The organism is Sphingobium aquiterrae (assembly GCF_037154135.1).
Classification (GTDB): Bacteria; Pseudomonadota; Alphaproteobacteria; order Sphingomonadales; family Sphingomonadaceae; genus Sphingobium; species Sphingobium aquiterrae.
In genome coordinates, this window is record NZ_JBANFL010000027.1 from 34,828 (window position 1) to 52,670 (window position 17,843).

Annotated in this window: 18 protein-coding genes; 2 read left to right on the forward strand and 16 right to left on the reverse strand. The window is 62.6% G+C overall.

What is annotated here, in order from left to right; all coding sequences use genetic code 11:
- Nucleotides 1-278: 278 nt before the first annotated feature.
- The 15 genes from WFP78_RS21040 to WFP78_RS21110 all read right to left on the reverse strand — a co-directional run bounded on the left by WFP78_RS21040 (nucleotide 279) and on the right by WFP78_RS21110 (nucleotide 13,640).
- On the reverse strand, nucleotides 279-1,016 hold the full coding sequence (locus tag WFP78_RS21040) for an LPD7 domain-containing protein (RefSeq protein WP_336966401.1): 738 nt from the start codon (nucleotides 1,014-1,016) through the stop codon (nucleotides 279-281).
- Nucleotide 1,017: 1 nt separating this feature from the next.
- Nucleotides 1,018-2,820 carry a type IV secretory system conjugative DNA transfer family protein gene (locus tag WFP78_RS21045; protein WP_419723016.1) on the reverse strand — a complete coding sequence of 601 codons (1,803 nt, stop codon included), beginning with the start codon at nucleotides 2,818-2,820 and terminating at the stop codon, nucleotides 1,018-1,020.
- Nucleotides 2,810-3,820 carry a P-type DNA transfer ATPase VirB11 gene (gene virB11, locus WFP78_RS21050; RefSeq protein WP_336966403.1) on the reverse strand — a complete coding sequence of 337 codons (1,011 nt, stop codon included), beginning with the start codon at nucleotides 3,818-3,820 and terminating at the stop codon, nucleotides 2,810-2,812. The genes WFP78_RS21045 and virB11 overlap by 11 nt, the downstream gene beginning before the upstream one ends.
- Nucleotides 3,817-5,022, reverse strand: a complete 1,206-nt coding sequence (gene virB10 / locus WFP78_RS21055; RefSeq protein WP_336966404.1) for a type IV secretion system protein VirB10 — start codon at nucleotides 5,020-5,022, stop codon at nucleotides 3,817-3,819. The genes virB11 and virB10 overlap by 4 nt, the downstream gene beginning before the upstream one ends.
- 1 nt (nucleotide 5,023) lies before the next feature.
- Complete coding sequence (locus WFP78_RS21060) at nucleotides 5,024-5,863, reverse strand: TrbG/VirB9 family P-type conjugative transfer protein (RefSeq protein WP_336966405.1); 840 nt, start codon at nucleotides 5,861-5,863, stop codon at nucleotides 5,024-5,026.
- Nucleotides 5,860-6,552, reverse strand: coding sequence for a VirB8 family type IV secretion system protein (locus WFP78_RS21065; RefSeq protein WP_336966406.1), 693 nt, complete (start codon nucleotides 6,550-6,552; stop codon nucleotides 5,860-5,862). Before WFP78_RS21065 ends, WFP78_RS21060 begins: the two co-directional genes overlap by 4 nt.
- 401 nt (nucleotides 6,553-6,953) lie before the next feature.
- On the reverse strand, nucleotides 6,954-7,958 hold the full coding sequence (locus WFP78_RS21070; protein WP_336966407.1) for a TrbL/VirB6 family protein: 1,005 nt from the start codon (nucleotides 7,956-7,958) through the stop codon (nucleotides 6,954-6,956).
- 27 nt (nucleotides 7,959-7,985) lie between these two features.
- Nucleotides 7,986-8,291: a hypothetical protein gene (locus tag WFP78_RS21075; RefSeq protein ID WP_336966408.1), complete on the reverse strand. Its 306-nt coding sequence runs from the start codon at nucleotides 8,289-8,291 to the stop codon at nucleotides 7,986-7,988.
- On the reverse strand, nucleotides 8,288-8,986 hold the full coding sequence (locus tag WFP78_RS21080) for a type IV secretion system protein (RefSeq protein WP_336966409.1): 699 nt from the start codon (nucleotides 8,984-8,986) through the stop codon (nucleotides 8,288-8,290). The genes WFP78_RS21075 and WFP78_RS21080 overlap by 4 nt, the downstream gene beginning before the upstream one ends.
- A 27-nt stretch (nucleotides 8,987-9,013) precedes the next feature.
- Nucleotides 9,014-11,404: a VirB4 family type IV secretion/conjugal transfer ATPase gene (locus WFP78_RS21085; protein ID WP_336966410.1), complete on the reverse strand. Its 2,391-nt coding sequence runs from the start codon at nucleotides 11,402-11,404 to the stop codon at nucleotides 9,014-9,016.
- Complete coding sequence (locus WFP78_RS21090) at nucleotides 11,397-11,741, reverse strand: VirB3 family type IV secretion system protein (protein WP_336966411.1); 345 nt, start codon at nucleotides 11,739-11,741, stop codon at nucleotides 11,397-11,399. Before WFP78_RS21090 ends, WFP78_RS21085 begins: the two co-directional genes overlap by 8 nt.
- Nucleotides 11,742-11,804: 63 nt before the next feature.
- Nucleotides 11,805-12,176 carry a TrbC/VirB2 family protein gene (locus WFP78_RS21095; protein WP_336966412.1) on the reverse strand — a complete coding sequence of 124 codons (372 nt, stop codon included), beginning with the start codon at nucleotides 12,174-12,176 and terminating at the stop codon, nucleotides 11,805-11,807.
- The gene (locus WFP78_RS21100; RefSeq protein WP_336966413.1) at nucleotides 12,173-12,859 is read right to left on the reverse strand and encodes a lytic transglycosylase domain-containing protein; all 687 of its coding nucleotides are present in this window, start codon (nucleotides 12,857-12,859) and stop codon (nucleotides 12,173-12,175) included. Before WFP78_RS21100 ends, WFP78_RS21095 begins: the two co-directional genes overlap by 4 nt.
- Nucleotides 12,859-13,254: a hypothetical protein gene (locus tag WFP78_RS21105; RefSeq protein WP_336966414.1), complete on the reverse strand. Its 396-nt coding sequence runs from the start codon at nucleotides 13,252-13,254 to the stop codon at nucleotides 12,859-12,861. Before WFP78_RS21105 ends, WFP78_RS21100 begins: the two co-directional genes overlap by 1 nt.
- Before the next feature lie 98 nt (nucleotides 13,255-13,352).
- Complete coding sequence (locus WFP78_RS21110; protein ID WP_336966415.1) at nucleotides 13,353-13,640, reverse strand: hypothetical protein; 288 nt, start codon at nucleotides 13,638-13,640, stop codon at nucleotides 13,353-13,355.
- 94 nt (nucleotides 13,641-13,734) lie between these two features.
- On the opposite strand from WFP78_RS21110, the gene WFP78_RS21115 reads away from it, so the two are divergent.
- Together WFP78_RS21115 and WFP78_RS21120 are read left to right on the forward strand one after the other, a co-directional pair.
- A complete protein-coding gene (locus tag WFP78_RS21115; RefSeq protein WP_336966416.1) occupies nucleotides 13,735-14,619 on the forward strand; it encodes a DUF7146 domain-containing protein in 885 nt (294 codons plus the stop codon).
- Between the two features lie 35 nt (nucleotides 14,620-14,654).
- Nucleotides 14,655-15,215, forward strand: a complete 561-nt coding sequence (locus tag WFP78_RS21120; RefSeq protein ID WP_336966417.1) for a thermonuclease family protein — start codon at nucleotides 14,655-14,657, stop codon at nucleotides 15,213-15,215.
- A 146-nt stretch (nucleotides 15,216-15,361) separates the two neighbouring features.
- Here the strand turns inward: WFP78_RS21120 and WFP78_RS21125 are convergent, their stop codons facing one another.
- Nucleotides 15,362-17,080, reverse strand: coding sequence for a reverse transcriptase/maturase family protein (locus WFP78_RS21125; protein ID WP_419723013.1), 1,719 nt, complete (start codon nucleotides 17,078-17,080; stop codon nucleotides 15,362-15,364).
- Nucleotides 17,081-17,843 lie beyond the last annotated feature (763 nt).

Below are 17,843 nucleotides of genomic sequence, written 5' to 3' on the forward strand. Positions count from 1 at the left end.
GGGTAACGACGAAGCTGGCCCAATATCGCCCCGTCAGCTTTGGCCTATTTTGGACGCTTTGTATCGACTGATAAAGGAGGAAACCGTCATGGTTGTCCCGCCAAAGGGTATAAGGCGTCTTCCCTGCATATTTGATCGTTTGGTGACGCAGCAATCGCACGTCACGCGGGTCGATGCCGTAGTCGTCCAATAGCGAATTAAAAGTCAGCCCCATGTCACGATGGTAGCTTCGGCCCGGAAGAATGCGATGCTAAAATAGTGCAGCCGTATCGTGTGCGTCACCGGCTCCGAGACTTCTGCAAAATTTGATCCTGCGCCATCTCGCGCACGCGCTGGTCCTGCCGTGCCTTGACCTCGATTCCGGCGATGGCCTCGCCGCGGCCGATACGGGCGGCAACCTCTTCCTTGCGTTCCGCAACGAACTCGCGCCGTCTGGCGTGATCGTCAGGGAAGCGCTCAGCCGCGACCGCCATCGCTAGGGCGACATGGCTTTGCGCCTTGCGCAGCTCCGGGTCTTTGGCGTTCTGCACGTCCGACTGCCGGCGAAAACGCTCGGCCAGGTCGGTGCGAGGCTCCGGCTGTTCCTTGGTATCGCGAGCCTGGTTTGCCGTGCGCGTTGATCGCGCCTGGTTGTTGGGGGTGCCGGCCTGACGCGCTTGCTCGCGTTCGGCCGCAGCCCGAGTCTTCTCGTCCGGCCTATAGCCGTCGACCTTGATGCCTTGCGCCGAGGCCGCGAGGTAGGCGGCACGCTGAAATTCGGCGTCCCCGCTCACCTTGATCGACGTCCACCCGTTTTCCTTGGCGAGGCGGATCAGGTCTGGAAGGGAGTCCCGATCCTTTGCCTTGATGCGATCAGGCGTGATGGTCGCAACTGGCTCCCGATCATGGGCGCTTCGATAGAGCTTGTTGCCAACCCGGAGGAACCGGGAATCCAGATCGGGCGGCACTTCCATCTGCCGCTTGCGGCGACTTTCGCTTTCGTTGCCGGCGCCGGCAGATTCGACAATTTCAGCCATGTCATCGCTCCTGTTCGATTACACCTATGACCTCGTTTCCACGTTGCTCGGCAGACACGTCGATGAGCATGTCGGGATGATCCTGGGTGACGACGCAATCCATCGCGAACGAGAACGGATCGGGGTCCGTGAGCTGGTCGAAAGTCGGCATCGTGCATTCCGGCAGGTCTTCGTCATCGCGCAGCGTGCGCGGGATCTGGGGAACGTCCGGAGCCGGATGAACGCGGGCGCGAAAGAGCCCATCAGAATAATAGCGAATCTTGTCCCCGTGAATCGGGGGAATGCCACCCCGCAAGAGGAGCAATTCATCTTCCGGGAATTGCATCAACTCTTGAGGGAGTAGGAGCGCGCGGCGCTGGTCCGACATCGATTTGGAGCGGTTAGCGAGGATGCCATTGATCGTCAGGGACTTGGTGACGGACTCCTGCCCGATATAGCCGATCCGCTCAGACAGCTCGTTGGCGACCCGCAGCTCCTTGGGCGTGAATGCAACCTCGACACCGCAGTTGGCGACAATTTCGTTGGCGACATGCTCGCCATAGACAGCGCGAAGCTGCGAACGAGACTGGATCACCGGCAAGAGCCGGATGCCGTAGCCGGCGACGTAGGAGAAGGCGCTGGCGATCACCTGTGCCCGCCCGATCCGCGCGAACTCGTCGAGGATGACGAGGACTTTGAGCGGTGTTTCCGCATCCGGCAGATCGCGCACGTTCAGGTCGACGAGCTGCTGGAAAAGCAGATTGTAGAGCGGCGCCACACGATCCAGCTCGTCGGGCGATACACCCAGGTAGATCGACATCGGCTTGGTGCGCAGCTCGCGCAGGTCAAAATCACACTCTTCCGTCGCGGCGTCGACGCGCGGGTTGAGCCACAGGCTCAGCTTGGAGGTGACGGTCTGGACGATGCCAGCAAACGTGTTGTCCGCCCCCGACGTGAAATCAGCGAGCGCGTTGCGACAGCCCTGCGATAGATCGAGCGAGCGATCGTCGAGGACGCGCCGGAAGAACCCGCGCGTGTCCCCCGTCGTCATTAGGCGGTAGATCGCGCCTACGGTGAACGGCTGATCGGCGATCGCAAGATAGGCCCCGACGCCGACGAAGGCGGTCCGCGCCGAGTCGGTCCAGAACGGCTCTCCCCGTTCGGGCGGGACGAATAGCATCGTCGCTATCTTCTGCAGCTCGATCACCACCTGGTCGGGATCGGTGCGGTCGATATAGCCGAGCGGGTTGTAGCGGGCGGTTCGGCCTTCCGGATCGGTCGGGTTGAACAGGTAAACCGCCTGTCCGTATGTCAGACGGAACCCCGCCGTAGCGTCCCAATTCTCCCGCTTCACGTCGAGGACGACGACCGATTCCTGCCACGACAGGAGGTTCGGGATGACAATGCCGACGCCCTTGCCCGAGCGGGTAGGGGCCTCGACAATGCAATGCTCGCTGCCCCCGAATGTCAGGAACTTCCCGCCCTTCTTTCCCAGGACGATGCCGTTTTCGGCACGAAAGCCGGCGCGGCGGATCTCGCCTTCTTTCGCGAACCGAGCGGCGCCGTGCAGCGGCGGTTTCCGCCTCGCGAGCCACCACACCATGAGGCCGGTGACAACCAGGCCGACGACCATGCCGGCCCCCAATGCCTTCAGCACCACCGGGTCGCGCCGGTAATACCAAAAGAACTCCGGCATCTTGAGCGGATCGAACTTCGAACTCGGAAGGCCGAGATATATCCACGCTACGACGCTCGCGATCATGAAGGCGAGGGCGATCGCGATCGGGAAGCCGATCGCGAGCATGGCGCGCCTTTTAGGCGGCATGGCGCCCTGCCGGATCATAGTAGATCTCGGTCATTCGGAACTTGCCGTCGACCTTCTTCATCTGAACGACGACATCGACGAGGATCTTGAGCAGGGAGCGGATGTCGTCGCGGGCCAGGTCCGCGCCGCCTTCGCTCTCTTTCACGAGCAAGGTCAGTTGCTCGAACGCCAGCTCGGCCGAGTCCGCGTGGATTGTCGTGATCGAGCCGGGATGTCCGCTGTTGACGTTGCGCAGATAGAAGAAGGCTGTCCCGTCGCGCAGCTCTTGGAGCAGGATGCGATCGGGCCTCATGCGAAGCGCGCTCTCCAGCAGCTCCTTGGCCGTCACCTTGGCGGTGCCGGTGCCGTCCTTGCTGTAGATCATGTGGACGACGTTCTTGTGGGGCACCACCAGCTCGCGCGTGTCCTCGATCGTCAGCAGCCGCTCGTTTTCCGGGATGAGCTTGATAAGACCCTTGGAGAACGTCGTCTTCCCGGAGCCCGTGGCGCCAGAGATGAGGATGTTGAGCCGGCTGCGCACCGCCAGCTCGAAAAACTCGACGTGATGGCCAGCATGGAGGAGGCCGAGCAATCTTTCTTCGACGGTGCTAACCCGCTTGCTCGCGACCTTCGTCTCCGCGAACAGGCCGCTCGCCTTGAAATCCTCCATCGTCATCGTTTTGGTCGACGGCTTGCGGACCGTGATCGACACGGTGCCGTCGGGCACCACGGGCGGAAGCACGAGCTGGACACGCTCGCCAGTGGGAAAGATGGTCGAGCAGATCGGATTTTCGCGCGTGACGTCTTGCGAGGTGAAGGCGGCCGAGGCGCGCGCCAGCTCGTTCAACGCATCGAGCGTCAGAGCGTCCTCGCGTTCCCAGGTCCACCCGCCATGCCGCTCGACACCAATGATTGCCGGCTCGTTGATGACCACTTCGGTGACGCCATCGTCATCGAGATACCGGCGCAATGGCCGCACCGCATGATCGAGGATGGCAGTGTTGCGAAAGGGGGCGTTCATTTGAGGCCCAGCCCATAGACTTGCGAAAAGTCGAAATCCTTGGCGACGGTGATGGCCAGCTCGGTCCCTTGGTTGACCCGCACGATCGGCCGAATTTGCTGCGTGTCCCGCAGCACTTGCGAGGTCGTGTCGCTGGGGGTGCGGAACACCGTGGAGCCTTGCGGGCTGACCGCCTGGCCCGCGATCTGGCCGCCCGTATCAAGGACGCTAAACAACATTGCGGCGCCGAACCGCTGCCAGAAAAAGCGATCGATCTTGCCGGTGATGCCGGCGCGGCCGAGCGAATCAGATGCCGGCGAGCCTATGTCGATTGCCACGCCGCGAGGCGTGACGGCGCGGGTCCACATGGCAAAGAGCCGATTCTGGCCGCGCTGCAATCCGCCCTGATATTCGCCGAAGACGCGCGTGCCTTTCTCGAGCAGAACAACACGGCCATTGTCGGAATAGATATCCCGAGGAATCATGCACGTCGCATATCCCGGCACGGTGCTGTCCATCGCCGTCTGCAGCGTGCAGGGGATGATAGCGCCCGCGGTGACGAGATAATTCCGGTCGCCGATCATGCGCGCCGTGGCGGTCCCGATCGCTGAGGTTTGTTTGAGAGTGTCGAGGTTCGTTGTCCGGGGTGGACTGCTATCCCCGTCGCCCCCTGCATTGCCGGCGCCGGCGCCGGCGCTGGCAACGTCGCCCAGCGCCGGACTGACACCCTGGTTGCCATTATAGGCGATCAGCGTGGAGCGCCGGGCCGTATCCCGCAGGTCGCGCGCTTCCTTGGCACGTTGCTCCGCTTCGTTCACTCGGCCGCTCTGTTGCCCTCCAGCGGCCCCGTAAGGCGTGATCGGCTGACCATCGGGGCCGATGGCCGGCACCTGTTCACCGGCGAGCGGCACCGGCGCGTTCGGATCACGCGGGGCGGTCGCCAACGTGGGCGCAATGACCGAATTAGGGTCGTAGGGCGCCTCTGCAGCCGGGGGAGGCGCCTTTCTGGCCTCCAGGGCCTTATCGCCGCTCCCTGAGCCTGTGACGAGCGACAGCACGCCGAAGACGATGGCCCCGGCCAGGGCGGCGCCCACCACCATCTTTTTGTTGTCCCACTGCACGGCGTTGAGCGAAGGAATGCGGTTCGGGCGATCAGCCGCCGGGGTCCGATCGATCTCGTTCACGTCGGGCGTCGCATCGACGTCGAATCTCTTATCGGACACGTCAGTTCTCCGTCGTGCGCTCGACCGCTTCCGACGCCGTGTCCGTCTTCGGATCACGACCGTAGAAGCTCGGGCTTTCGTTATAGATGCACAGCACCACCTTCCCCCGGCGGAGCCGAATTTCCTTGTAGACGCCGTGGAGGACGACAAATTCGTCACGAACGTCGAACGGAGCAGTCGCCTCGCTGCCATCTGGATTGACGGTAAACACCGCAGGGATCTCGCGCTGGTTCGGGAAGCGCATGACGGTGAACTGCCCGTTGTCGCTGACTTCCGACGGTTGCAGCTCCGTCGAGCCCTGCACCTTGTAGTTGAGATTGCGCGTCCCTTCGAGAACGCCGATGTCGAGCGCCGCCTTGATCGCGCCGTTCTGCGCCGCGAGGACCGCGGCGAGCTGCGCGCGCTGTTCCGCTAGACGGGCCTGCGCAGCCTCATATTCAGGGTAGCGGAGCCGCACCTTGAAGAAGGTGCCCGGCGCGCGTGCTGCCGCAACCGTCGACAATTCGAATGTATAGTTGCGCTTGGTCCCCTGGAAATCCGTCACCACGATCAGGTTCGTCGCGCCGGCACGCTCACGCGGTTTGACGAACAACGAATTCTCCGCCGGAGCGACCTCCCAGGACACCGTGTCGCCCATTGCGACGAACTTGATGACCTCGCCGGGGGCAAACTCGATCTGCGTTGCGGTGCGGAAAGCGCTCCGGATTTGGATCACGTTGCCGTCGGTATAGTTGACCTCGCGGATGCGAGCGTCAGGGCCGCGCTGCATGGGGGTCTGCGCCAGCGCCGGCGCGGCCGACACGGCGCCGATCGCCGCAGCGAGTAGCAGGATGGTCTTCATCGTGTCGGAACCTCCACGTCGGCTCGATATGTCTTCACCTGAAATCCGAGGGGATTGGCGTAGCGGCCCGATTCCGTCTCCGGCTTCGACAGCACGTCGAAAGTGATGGTCGCGATCGCCGGCGTCTCAATCACCTGCTGATCGCGCTGCAATCGCTTGATGAACCGGACCTGCGCGACGTTGGGCGAGATGAACGCGACCGAGCGGATCGCTACAAACACGGCGTCGTTGGCGGTGAACTGATTTTGCGGGGAGTCCGGATTGTCCTTCTTGTAGAAGGCCGTCCAGCGAGCCTGTTCCTCACGCGCCGACAGCGCCAGGACTTTGCGGAAAAACTCCTCCCGCGCCTGAGGAATCCATCCTTCGCGAGCGCGCACATAGTCGGCGAGGAAATACTTCCGGATCGCCTCGTCATAGGTGATCGTCTTATCGCCGCGCAGCTCTTGCGTGACTTCGGTGGCACCCGTCGAGCGATCGACGGTGACGACGTAGGGAACGACCGTCTTGAGCGGCGAGAGCGCCAGCACGGCCGCCGCGCAGATCGCGGCGAACGCAAGCGCTGCCCCCGCGACTATCCATGCGATACGTTTGGACCGCTTTTCAGCAACGAACCGATCGCGATCCCAGCTTTCCGCTTCCGCGAAATACGCCTTCAGATCTTCTTCCTTGTCCTTGACGCCGATGGCCATGTCAGCAGCTCGCAAATGTGGTTGGGAGTGCCGCCGTCGGCCCGGCGCTCGGGCTAAGGGCGCCGATCGCCGGCACCTTGCCGGCTTGCGACGTATCCGGCCCTGCCGGCGCTGGCGTCGCGCTCTCAGGCGGAAAGAGGTTCGTCGTCGGTGCTGGCGCCGATTGGGGCGTAGGTGTGCCACGTGGCACACCTACGCCAGGAGGTGCAGCAGCGGCCGCAGGGGCATTACGAGCCGGTATTGTCGGCAGGATGGTCCCGTAGGGGTTCGCCGGGCGCTTCTGCCTTCCATTGCAGCGTGGGAGCTTTTCGTCCTTTGCAGCGACCGCCGGGACCGAGGGGGTGAGTGATGCGAGAGCGAGAATGGCCAGGGCCGAACCGAGCTTCATGCCGGGTCTCCGATTAGCTGTTGTTGTAAAGGGTGCCGCCAGCAGCTCGCGACTCCGCGCGACGCGCGCGATTTGCTTGCCAGCGATTCACCGCCCGTTGAGGCGCGTTCGACCATGCGCGGCCGATCATCGGCGCGATGCCGCCAGTCGCGGCATTCGCAAATTGCGACGCGAGTGAAGCGCCGCCGCCGCCCAAGCCCGCAGCCATTCCCGGTATCTGCAGGAAGAAAAAGAAACCCAAGGCGTAGAACCCGAGCGCTTTGACTGCAGCCAGGATCAGGGAGTCATCCTGCGTGATGGCGTCGATGAAGGCATCGGCCGCATTGGCAATGAACACCGTCACAAGCAGCGCAAAAGCGACGAGGATGACGTAATTGACGACGCTACCAAGCCACTGAAAGAAGAACGGGCGGGTAGAGTCGAAGAGCAGCGCAGCGACAAAGAGAGGCCCGACCGCAGCCAACAGCGACAAGGCGAACAGGGCAAATGCGCAGATTGCGAACCCGAGCGCCGAAGCAAGAAGCGCCGCGACCATTATCACGACATTGATGATTTCGCTGACGATGATCTCATCCCAGTTATTAGGGATACCGACAAGGTTGGTGCCTTCCTCCGTGGTGTGAGTTTGGACAATCTCTTTGATGTTGGCGATCGCCCGCACGGCGCCTTTGAGTATTCCGTCGAAGAACCCGCCAAGTCCGTTGACGTCCTGCGCGCCAACGGCGTTCGCGACCTCTCTAGGCAAGCCGTTCATGGCGAGCAGGCCAACCGACGCGCCGTAAAGCGTCGTTACCGCGAACACGAGAGCGGCAAGCTTCATTCCACGATAGACGAACTCACGGAACGGGTATTCAACAGCACCACGCAAGATCGCGAAGCCGAGGAGGATGATGTAGATCGTCACTCCCACCCGGAGCGGGCCGGAAATCCAACCAACGACGCCAGCATAAGCCGCGATCACTCCCGCCAAGGCGGCGTCGAGTTGGTTGAACATTGCCGTATAGATATTGAAGCCCATTGCACGATCCTGGATGGCTTAACTCAATCAGATACCCGCTTCCTTGCGCAGCTTTTCCCTCTCAGCTTCGTTCTGAAGCAGGGTCTTGGCAGTATCCACGTTGTTGCAGTTGTTCACGACTACAGCAGGCCACGACAGAGGCGGGCGCTGAGAAGCCTTCCAATTATTGCAAATCGCGTCAGTGGCGGCCAAATCGTCCTTATTATCCATGTAATACTTCGCGGTGCGCAGCGGCATGTCGGACCGGAGATCGCCCTGATCTGAGCCCGATTCCTTTGTTCCACATGCCGCCAGCGCCACTAGGAAGGGGAGGAGCAAGAGGCCCTTGGTCATGGATTGACCCCTGCCTCAGTCCGCAGCTTGTCGATTTCCGACCTGTTGGAAGCGAGCGACCGTTGGTAATCGGCTTCCGACTTGGCGCGCCGCTGAATTTCGATCGCTTGCAGCGCCATCTGATCGTTCATGATCTGCGCCTGCTCAAGCTGGAGCCGGGCCGACATATCCGCTCGCTCAGCGGCCGAGGTCGAACTGTTCAGCCGACCGCGCAGCTCTTCGAGGCCCTGGCGCCGGCTCGTCACTGCGTCGCCGACATTGCCGGCGAGGCCCGTCGTCACGGCCGCTTCGCGCGAACCCTGTTCATAGGCGGCACGTTGTTCGGCCGTCATCGTTTGCGATCCGCGCCCGATGAGATCCTGATAAACGTCGTTGGCCTTGCCGCGCAGGCCACCGATGACGTTGAGATCGCCACTGGTGTAGCCGTCAAGGCCGCTGGACGACACGTTGCTGGTCCGCAGCACGTCGTTCTTGAGCTGCTGAGCGACATTGCCGATATCGGTCATCTTGTTGAGGTCTTGATATAGCCGCTGCGCTTCGCGGATCTGATCGGCGCCCTGCTGGATAACCTGAACGCCTTGCCGCACCTGCTCGATTTGTTGGAAGATCGAGCTGACATCGTGGACCGGAATGCCCTGCGCGTGCGCCGAGCCGGCCACTATGAGCGCCGATCCTGACAGCGCGAGTGCGATCAACCTTATTCTACGCATGTCCCTTCTCCTTCAGCTTGGACGACGACGTTGGTGGAAGACGGGGAGCCAGTTGGCCGGGTCGGGACCGAACTCGGCAGCGGCCTCGACCGCGATCGACGTCGTTTCGGCACGACCGGACAGCACTGCCAGCTCGTCATCGAGGCCGGTAAGGTCCAGCTCGACAACCACGCTGTCATGGCTTTGCTTGACGAGGAACTTGCGCGACTCCGGCGACAATTCCTCGCGGATGAGCTGATATTCGGCGTCCGTGAGGGAGAAACCCTCCACATAGTCGCGGCGCGCGCCCTTGGGATTGGGGAGCATCACCTGGGTCGCGACCTGTTCGAGGATCGAATGCGCGATGTCGCTCTTGAGCGCGTCCGCCGGCGACTGCGTAGCGAACACCATCAGCGCGTTGCGCTTGCGGTATGTCTTCAAGCCATCCTGCGCGAAGCTCCGGAACGCATCGTCGCCCAGCGCCTTCCAGAACTCGTCGACGGCAATGATCGTCCGCTCGCCGGTCAGCATCTTGTCGATGCGGTGAAACAGGTAGAGCATCAGCGGGGTGCGGACCTCGGCATTGTCGAGGAAGTCCGTCATGTCGAACCCGATGAACCGGGCTTCGAGCGTCATTTCGTCATCCGCGTTGTCGAACACCCACCCCATCGCTCCGCGCGACGTCCATTTTTCGAGGCGGGCGCCGATGCCACCCGCATCCGCCATGCCGAGCATCGAGCGCAGCGCGTCGAGCGAGCGATGCTCGCGCGGGAGCCGCATCACCGCGGCGATCCCCTCATCGATCATGCGCTCTTCCTGCACCGTGATCGGGCGGCTTTCGGCGCGGACGAGCTGGCGCACCCACAGCGACAGCCAGGCCCGGTCCTCCGCCGTATTCTCCAGCGCCTTCAAGGGCGCAAAGCCGGTCGGCTTGCCGTTCTCGAGCGTCAGATAGGTGCCGCCCGAGGCCAGCACGAAGATCTGCGCGCCGCGATCCTTGTCGATGAAAATCTGACGCGCGCCCGTCTTTTCGGCCTGTGCCATGAGGAAATTGACGATGACCGTCTTGCCGCCCCCCGAGGGGCCGATGACGAGCGTGTGGCCCAGGTCGCGCTTGTGGAAGCTGAAGAAGTAGGGGCTGCGCGCGCTGGTCTTCATCAGCGCGATTGCGTCGCCCCAATGATTGCCCGTCGCGAGGCCGGCGGGATAGGTGTGGAAGGGCGAGAAGGCCGCGAAGTTGAGCGACGTGATCGGCGCCGGCCTCGCGCGCCACGCAAAATTGCCGACGAGCTGGCTCCAATAGGCGGCTTCCAGCGCCGCCCCTTCCCGGGCCGCGACCATGCCGGTGTCGGCAAGCGCGGCGCGCGCGATCGACATATTGTCGCGCAGCCCCTTGAGGCTGTCCGAATAGACCGCGAGCGTGAAATGATGGTCGCCCAGGACGAAGCGGTTGGACATGAGATCGTCCGCTGCGTCGACGAGATCGAGCATCTGGCTGACAGCCCGATCGTCGGCATTCTCCATCTGCTTTTGCCGCAGCCGGAACCGTTCCGACGCTGCAGCGCGGCCGAGGAAGGTGAAGGATTGCGTCAGCACGAACGCGAAATCGACCGCCAGCAGCGATTGGAACTGCGTCGGCGTCGTGGTCGCCGGATACTCCCTAATGCCGAAGATGCCGCCGAAGGCGCTCCGATCGGCGTCGCGGACCTCCACGGTCTCGCCGCCAAAGACAACGCGCTGGCGGTAGAGGGCACTGCCAAGGTGCCCCCGGATGATCGGGACACGGCGATGCCGCCCCGTCATCACCATTTCCGCGACCTCCATCGTCTCGGAGAATTTGAGGCCATTGTGCCCGTAGATCGCCAACCGGCGCGGCGAGCAGCGATCCATCAGTTTCTCGAAATCGCGCGCCTTGTCCTCCAGCGCCTCAAGCAGATCGGCGTCGACCGCATCGGCCTCCGCTTCCGCCTTGGCCTTGTTCCGGAAGAGCTGGACGAGCTTGTCGGCGCCGTGGACCGAAGGGCGCAGCACCAGCGTCACGAAGAAGCGGTTGATGAACAGCCGCTCCTTGTTCATCCGCGCGAAGTAGGCGGCGTCGAGATCCCGCGCGAAGCGGGAGCGGAAGTTGCCGCCAGGATATTGCTCGACGCGCGCGCGGACGAGATGCGTCCAGATCGACAGACGATCGTCGTGCAGGTTGCGCAGCATCCCGTTGAGCTTGGTGTGCCAATCGTTCAGGTCGCGCACGTCGGCCGTCTCGAATGCACGGCCCTGCAGCTCGAACGTCAGCATGATCGCGCCGGAATCGAGCATCACCACTTCGTCGGTGACATGCCGCGCATAGGGCAGGAACTTGGTCGGCATCACTTCCTTGAGCGCGACCTTCATCGGCACCTGATCGGACAGGCGATTGGCCCTAGCCATTGCGGCCGAACCCCTTTCGCTTGATGCCCTTCAGGGGGAGCGGCGTGTAGCTCGACCCGCCCCAAAAGACGCGGTTTCGGTTAGCTGCCTTGGTGCGGCCCCACAGGAAGATCAGCCGGAAGGCATTGACGTCGTGGCGCACCACAAGGCGCGAGATGCCGAACATGACCACGGCAACGACGCCGCCATAGATCGGATTGGTCGTGCCGATCAGGGTAATCACGGAGGCGAGCAGGATCACCACCGCTGCCTCGATCGGGATGCCCGCGAACAGCGCGGGCCGCGTCACCGCCAGGAACAGCGTATTACGCGCCATCACTTCCCGTTCTTCATCCACGCTACGCACTCCACACGAAACAGGTGCGGACGGGGCGTTATGCGCACCCCGCCCGCATAAGGATCAGCCGCCCGTGTTGAGCTGATCGACGATCCACGGCGCCGAGAAGATGATCGCGATGCCGATGATGACGGTGACGAGCGCCCCGGTGTTGACCCGGCCCGTGAGCCACCCGAAGCCGGCAGCGATCAGCGCGAGGATCGCGACCGTGCGCAGCAGGCCGTTCGTCAGGAGGCCGAGGACGGCGTTGCCGAAGCTCTCCAAATTGGCCTGCGCGAAGGCCGGCTCGGCCGAGAATAGCGATGTCAGCGCCACCAGGCCGAGCATCGAGGATAGCCGCGAGACCTTGCGCTGACGCGGCGTCATCGCGTCGACGTAGCTGGATACGCGGGTTCGGAGGGCGCGCGCCGGCCCACCGAATGACACGAGATTCATCGGTTTTCTCCTTCTCCGGCGAGCCGCGCTCGCTCATATTCCGCCTTCGCAAACACGTCCCACGATGGCGGCGGTGGGGGTGGCGCAGCCTTGGGCTGCCCCGCATCGGACGTGTTTTCCTCGACCAGCGCGGCGAGCTGCGCTGCCGCGCTCGATCCTCCGCCGGTATTGGGTGCGCCGGTGAACGCGCTGACGCGGACGGCGAAGGGCTGAATATTGTCGGCAATGCCGGCGTTGCCGACCACCTTCCCGACATAGCCGTTGGAGAAGCCACGCGACTGCGACCCGGTGTTATACATGGACAGGGCGATACGAAGCGCCCGCTGGGGATGAAGCCCGGCGCGGACGCTATGATAGTTGCCGGAGAGAACCGCGCCGGCAGCGGCGATGTTCGTGCACGGATCGAACACATTGTCCCAGGTCAGCCCAAGAGCCTTCATGTTCCGGGAATTGATCTGGCCAAGGCCAAGATCGACCGAATAGCCCTTGCCGACATAGAAGCGCGCGACCTCGACCGCCTGCGCGACGCTGCTCGGCTGTGCGACCTTGCGGCCGAGGCCGTTGACGTTGATCGCCAGCTCGAATCCCTGGCTTTCGGTTTGCACGATCGCCGCGATGGTCGCGGGCGCCACATTAGGAGCGCATTGCGCCGCGAGACCCATGATGACCGCGGCGGGGAGCATTACCGCTCCAATGTCCTTGCTCCGGGGACCGGCCCCGGCTGCGCCGTGGCTTCCGCCTGCGCAACCTCCGCTTCGGTCGGCACCGTATAGCGGGTCCGGCTGCCGTCCTGCATCGTCATGTCGACATAGCCAGGTCGGCCGTGCTTCGGCTTGGTATAGTCAGCCTTGCTGACCCCGCCCGCGCTACAGGTCGGGAAACCCCCGCCCAGCGCGAGATGCGAGATGAGCTTGCGGATCGGCGGGACGCACTCTGTGAACTGCATCCACCCGCCAGGATTGCTCGCGCACAGCAGCACTTCGCACGCCCATGTATTTTCAGCACGAGCCGGCGCCGCAGCGAACGAACCGACAATCAGGCCGGTTGCAGCGAGAGACGTAAACAAGCGATTTGCCATGTTTTCACTCCTCGGGTGAAGACAGGCTAAATCGCTCTAGGGCCTTTGCCTACCCAGAAAGCGACAAAGGTTCATTTTGGAGTTTTCGTCCCGCCGCGCTAAAATGCCGCTTCGTCTTGCAGTCCCGGAATGGGATGGACGTGTATTACGCCATCATAGCCGTAGCCGAGCACTACATGGCGAATTGCCGAAGCAACCTTTCGATACAAGCGGATACGCTTCTTGTCGTAGAGACCCACATGGAACAATGACGTGCCGCGCCAGCTTAGTCGCACGTCGATGTGCCACTTGCCGGAGTCATGCTGGCAGACATGAACATCGGTGATGCTGCCCCCTGGCGGGCGCAGCGTCGTCAGCTCGCGCTCTAGTATAAGTTCTAATTCCATTCCGACCCTGTAAAAGCGATTTCACTGGTTTTCGCTGGCGCTGTTCGCCCCCTCGCGATACCAAGTATGCGTCCTGCAACGGAGGTGTCCAGAGATGGCACGACGAGATCCAGTCTCGATCGAGGATCAGGCGGACCGCATCGTCCGCCAGCTCGGAGGAAAATGGCACGGCAGTTCGGCGATGTGCCGCTGCCCGGCGCACGCCGACAGCACCGCGAGCCTGTCGGTCCGCGTCGGCGAACGTGCCGTGCTGTTCCATTGCTTCGCGGGCTGCACCGCCGACGCGATCATGACGGCGCTGCGCTCGGGTAAGATCCTCGCGCCCCCCGATCACGACCCAGGCCAACGCCAAGAGGGCAAGGCCGATCTCAACAAGGTCGCGCTTTCGGTCTGGCGTCACGCCGAGCCCTTCGCCGGCACGCTCGCCGATCGCTATCTGCGCGAAGGGCGCTCAATCATCCCCGACGGGATCAACGCCCGCTTCGATCCACGCTGCCAATGTGGGGCCGGCGCCGCCAAGGCGTTCGCGCCGGCGCTGATCGTGCCGATCGAGGAAGATGCCGGCGTCGTCGCGATCCACCGGACCTTCCTGACCCCCGATGGCCGCTGGAAGGCCGACATGGATGAGCCCAAGCGGATGCTCGGCAATCCCGGCGTCGGCGCGGTCCGTTGGGGCGGCATCCCGATGGATGGCATCCTGCGCCTCGCCGAAGGCGTCGAGGACGCCGCGAGCGTGATGAACCTGCTCGGCGCCGGCCAGTTCGTATGGCCGGTCCTGGGGATCGAGCGCTATCAGGCCGTCGCCATCCCGGAGAGCGTCCACACCGTCGTCATCTACAGCCAGCATGGGAGCGAGGCGGCGCGCGCGATCGAGCGCGCCACCCCGCACCTGACGGCCAATGGCCGCCAGCTCGTCGTCAAGCCGCCGCCCCATGCTGGCGACTGGAACGACCTCCTGCGCGAGATCCGGCAGGTATGAACCTCTTTGCGAAAGTCCCACGGCATCAGAAATGGATGATGGGCATCACGTTCGTCATCGTCGCGGTCTATTCGATCAGCCAGAACAAGGAGGCGCTGGTCGAAGCGTCGCAAACACGGCTGACATCGCCGCAGCCAAGAATCATCGATGGCGATACGGTCGATTTTCCAAGCGGGCGGGTGCGGATCGTCGGAATCGATGCGCCCGATGATGACTTGCCACAGCTCAAAGCCATTTCGAGCGAAGCGTTGCGCAATCTCGCGTTGCGCGATGGTGGCATGGACTGTTCGATGTCGATGTTCGACTATGCGTTGCGCCGGGAGAACCAGTGTCGGACCGATCCCAAGAGTTACGGGCGTCTTAACCTGGCCTGTCGATTTCCCGCGAATAAAGCCAGTGTCGGGGCAACCATGGTCGCGCAGGGATATGCCGTCGATTACCGTGTGTTTTCGGGCGGAGCCTATGTCGATTTGATGCAAAAGGCCGCCGCGCAGCGGGCAGGTCTTTGGGGCGTGGACTATGAGCGGATGCGTCAGCTTGCCGTCCGCAGGGCACAGGTGCCGCAGGGATGCAGTGTAGGGACGATCAAGAAATAGGCGGGGCCTGCCTTCGGCCCGCGCTCTACTCCGCGCCGCAGTCGCGCCGCGTCGCGGAACCCCGTCACCGGGTTTCCGTAGGGTGGGCGCGAGACGCCTCTTTCGAGGACGCCCCAGCGCCTCCCCCCGAACCGTGCTTGCACCTTTCAATGCACACGGCTCTCCATTCTGTCGGGCATCCGACCACCATGGTGTGCGACGTGACATTTGCGGCACAGAACGATGGTCCTGCGCCGCCGCGCCGATTGTTTCCACAGTGTCAGTTGGTCGCCCCGTTTGTCTTTCAGGCGGTTGGGATGATGCATCTCGAACGGTCCATCGGTATCGCCGCATGCTTGGCATTCTTCAGCGGTGAGGCGGGTAACGAGGTCGTTCGAACTCTGCGCAATGCGCGAGCCGACCGTGATGGTATCGACGATGGGATTGCCCCACGTCTTCACGATCAGATGTTTCAGCTTCCACACCTTGTGGACGCGCGGTTTGCCCCGGACCATGGTGGTGACACCATAGTCCGCCCCCATTTTCAGGGATTTCATGACCTGCCTTCTACTCGTACGCCGTCGACAGGATATCGTCGCCAACAAGCTCCTGAACATGACCAGCTCAAGTTTGTCGAGCGACGCTTTTACGCCATCGGCGATCGCATAATAGTTGGCGAAGCCACAAAACTCCGAGTTATAGGCAACGATAATCTCCGCGACACTGGAGTCGAGGAACTGCGGACGTGCTCGGCCATTCCTCTTGTCGAGGTTGCCGAGCTTTTTCCGCCTGCAGAACCCATAGACCCGATCCCGTGGCACCCACAGCTTGATATTCCCCCGCGTTGGCCGACGAAGGACGCGACGCATCCCACCGCCGACCTTCTGCCGTCCCGCCATCGTGCCGGCGGAGCGCAACGTGAAGGCGCATACATGGAAGCCAAGGAACGGCGATCCCTTCGACGCATCGCGAACCCCGGTTTTCTCCGGTGATACCGCCAGATTGAGCCGCTCAGCGAGGAAGTGCTGTATATCGGCCATGATCCGGACGGCGTCCGCCTTGCTGCCGATCACACCGACAAGGAAGTCGTCGGCATAGCGGCAATAGCGCAGGCGGCGGAAGTTGGGGTCCATTTGATCGACGGATGATATTTTCCGTCGATCCCGATTGATGGTTTCGATCCGAGCCAGACAGGCCCGGACTTCTGCCTCGTCCGCGCCACCGGCACGGATTGCGTCGATCTTCTTACGAAGTGCGGCGATCTGCTGGCCCTGAGCAGCATAGGCAGGATTGGCCCGCCGTTTGACGCCCTTGTCGAAGCCCGCCCGCATTTCCTCCATGAACAAGTCAAGCTCATGGAGATAGATGTTGGCAAGCAAGGGCGAGATGACCCCGCCCTGTGGAGTGCCGCTATAGGTCCGTTCGAACTTCCATTCGTCCATGCACCCTGCCTTGAGCATTGTTCCGATCAGATCGATGAACACAGGATCATCGATGCGCCGGGCCAAGAGGCCGAGCAGGATGTCATGGTCGATGTTGTCGAAGAACCCGCGAACATCCACTTCGATCAGCCATTTCGCACCCGTCCAGGTTTTGCGGATCTCTTCGAGAGCCGTGTGGCAGGAGCGACCCGCGCGGAACCCATGACTATGTTTCGAGAACACAGGCTCATAGATCGCCGCGAGGATCATTCTCGCCGCCTCCTGAACGATGCGATCATCCGCCGTAGGGATGCCCAATGGGCGCATTTTACCATTGCCCTTGGGGATATAGACCCGCCGCACTGGACGAGGGCGGTAACGGCCATCCGCCACGCGTTCGACCAAACGATCAAGCCTTGCCAGCGTCATGCCGTCGAAGGTCTGGCCGTCTACTCCCGGCGTCATGGCACCCCGATTCCGGGATACTCTGTCATAGGCCCGCTCATATAAGCAGCGGGACCGCATGAGGCGGTGGAGACCATTGATCCGCTTGCCCGCCCGCGACAGGGCCGGAAGCGTCTCGATCCGTCTCAGGATAGTAGCGGTCTGCATCAGCAATCCCTTTCCCTTGATTCATCGAGGTTACAGAACTGCCGTCCTTCGCCCGGATGCTGCGGATTTCGACAAGGATCACTCCCGCTTATACCGCTGCTCCGTCCGCCTCGCGGCGGCTATCCCGGCCATTACACCGGGCATTTGACTACTATGACGGCTCCGTCGCCATGCAGGTCCGAACAAGCCGTCCTGTTTAGGCGATCCCGCAGTTGCGCGAGTGAGGAGTCGCGGCGTGTTTAGGTGCCCCGTTCGTTTCCTTAATCCCCTTACCGGGGCTGCGCCGAGCGGACTGGCAGCGATTCACTGGGACGTGCTCCTCGCTCCGCTCGGAATGGTGTGACAACCGCGTTCACCATCGCCAACCTGATAGCCGCTGGAATCTGGGATTCAGACAATCCAGTCTTCACCATGCACACCTTGCCTGTTGGTCAACCGTCAGGTTGCGGCACCCGACTTCGATCCATTCCCCGACATGCTATGGTCCCGTTTCCCTTTCGGAATCTCAGCCGGTTCATCACCAGCACCGGTAAGTCGGTCAGGCATAAGCTACGCCAGTAAGCTCAGTTCATTCGAACACTCCTTTCTTCTTCGCGCCACAACGGCGCACGCCCAT

Excerpts from the sequence above, each read along its gene's own strand:
- WFP78_RS21040 (WP_336966401.1), bottom strand. The coding sequence starts at position 1,016 with ATGGCTGAAATTGTCGAATCTGCCGGCGCCGGCAACGAAAGCGAAAGT.
- WFP78_RS21045 (WP_419723016.1), bottom strand. The coding sequence starts at position 2,820 with ATGCCGCCTAAAAGGCGCGCCATGCTCGCGATCGGCTTCCCGATCGCG.
- virB11 (WP_336966403.1), bottom strand. The coding sequence starts at position 3,820 with ATGAACGCCCCCTTTCGCAACACTGCCATCCTCGATCATGCGGTGCGG.
- WFP78_RS21060 (WP_336966405.1), bottom strand. The coding sequence starts at position 5,863 with ATGAAGACCATCCTGCTACTCGCTGCGGCGATCGGCGCCGTGTCGGCC.
- WFP78_RS21065 (WP_336966406.1), bottom strand. The coding sequence starts at position 6,552 with ATGGCCATCGGCGTCAAGGACAAGGAAGAAGATCTGAAGGCGTATTTC.
- WFP78_RS21070 (WP_336966407.1), bottom strand. The coding sequence starts at position 7,958 with ATGGGCTTCAATATCTATACGGCAATGTTCAACCAACTCGACGCCGCC.
- WFP78_RS21075 (WP_336966408.1), bottom strand. The coding sequence starts at position 8,291 with ATGACCAAGGGCCTCTTGCTCCTCCCCTTCCTAGTGGCGCTGGCGGCA.
- WFP78_RS21085 (WP_336966410.1), bottom strand. The coding sequence starts at position 11,404 with ATGGCTAGGGCCAATCGCCTGTCCGATCAGGTGCCGATGAAGGTCGCG.
- WFP78_RS21095 (WP_336966412.1), bottom strand. The coding sequence starts at position 12,176 with ATGAATCTCGTGTCATTCGGTGGGCCGGCGCGCGCCCTCCGAACCCGC.
- WFP78_RS21100 (WP_336966413.1), bottom strand. The coding sequence starts at position 12,859 with ATGCTCCCCGCCGCGGTCATCATGGGTCTCGCGGCGCAATGCGCTCCT.
- WFP78_RS21105 (WP_336966414.1), bottom strand. The coding sequence starts at position 13,254 with ATGGCAAATCGCTTGTTTACGTCTCTCGCTGCAACCGGCCTGATTGTC.
- WFP78_RS21110 (WP_336966415.1), bottom strand. The coding sequence starts at position 13,640 with ATGGAATTAGAACTTATACTAGAGCGCGAGCTGACGACGCTGCGCCCG.
- WFP78_RS21115 (WP_336966416.1), top strand. The coding sequence starts at position 13,735 with ATGGCACGACGAGATCCAGTCTCGATCGAGGATCAGGCGGACCGCATC.
- WFP78_RS21120 (WP_336966417.1), top strand. The coding sequence starts at position 14,655 with ATGATGGGCATCACGTTCGTCATCGTCGCGGTCTATTCGATCAGCCAG.
- WFP78_RS21125 (WP_419723013.1), bottom strand. The coding sequence starts at position 17,080 with ATGACGCCGGGAGTAGACGGCCAGACCTTCGACGGCATGACGCTGGCA.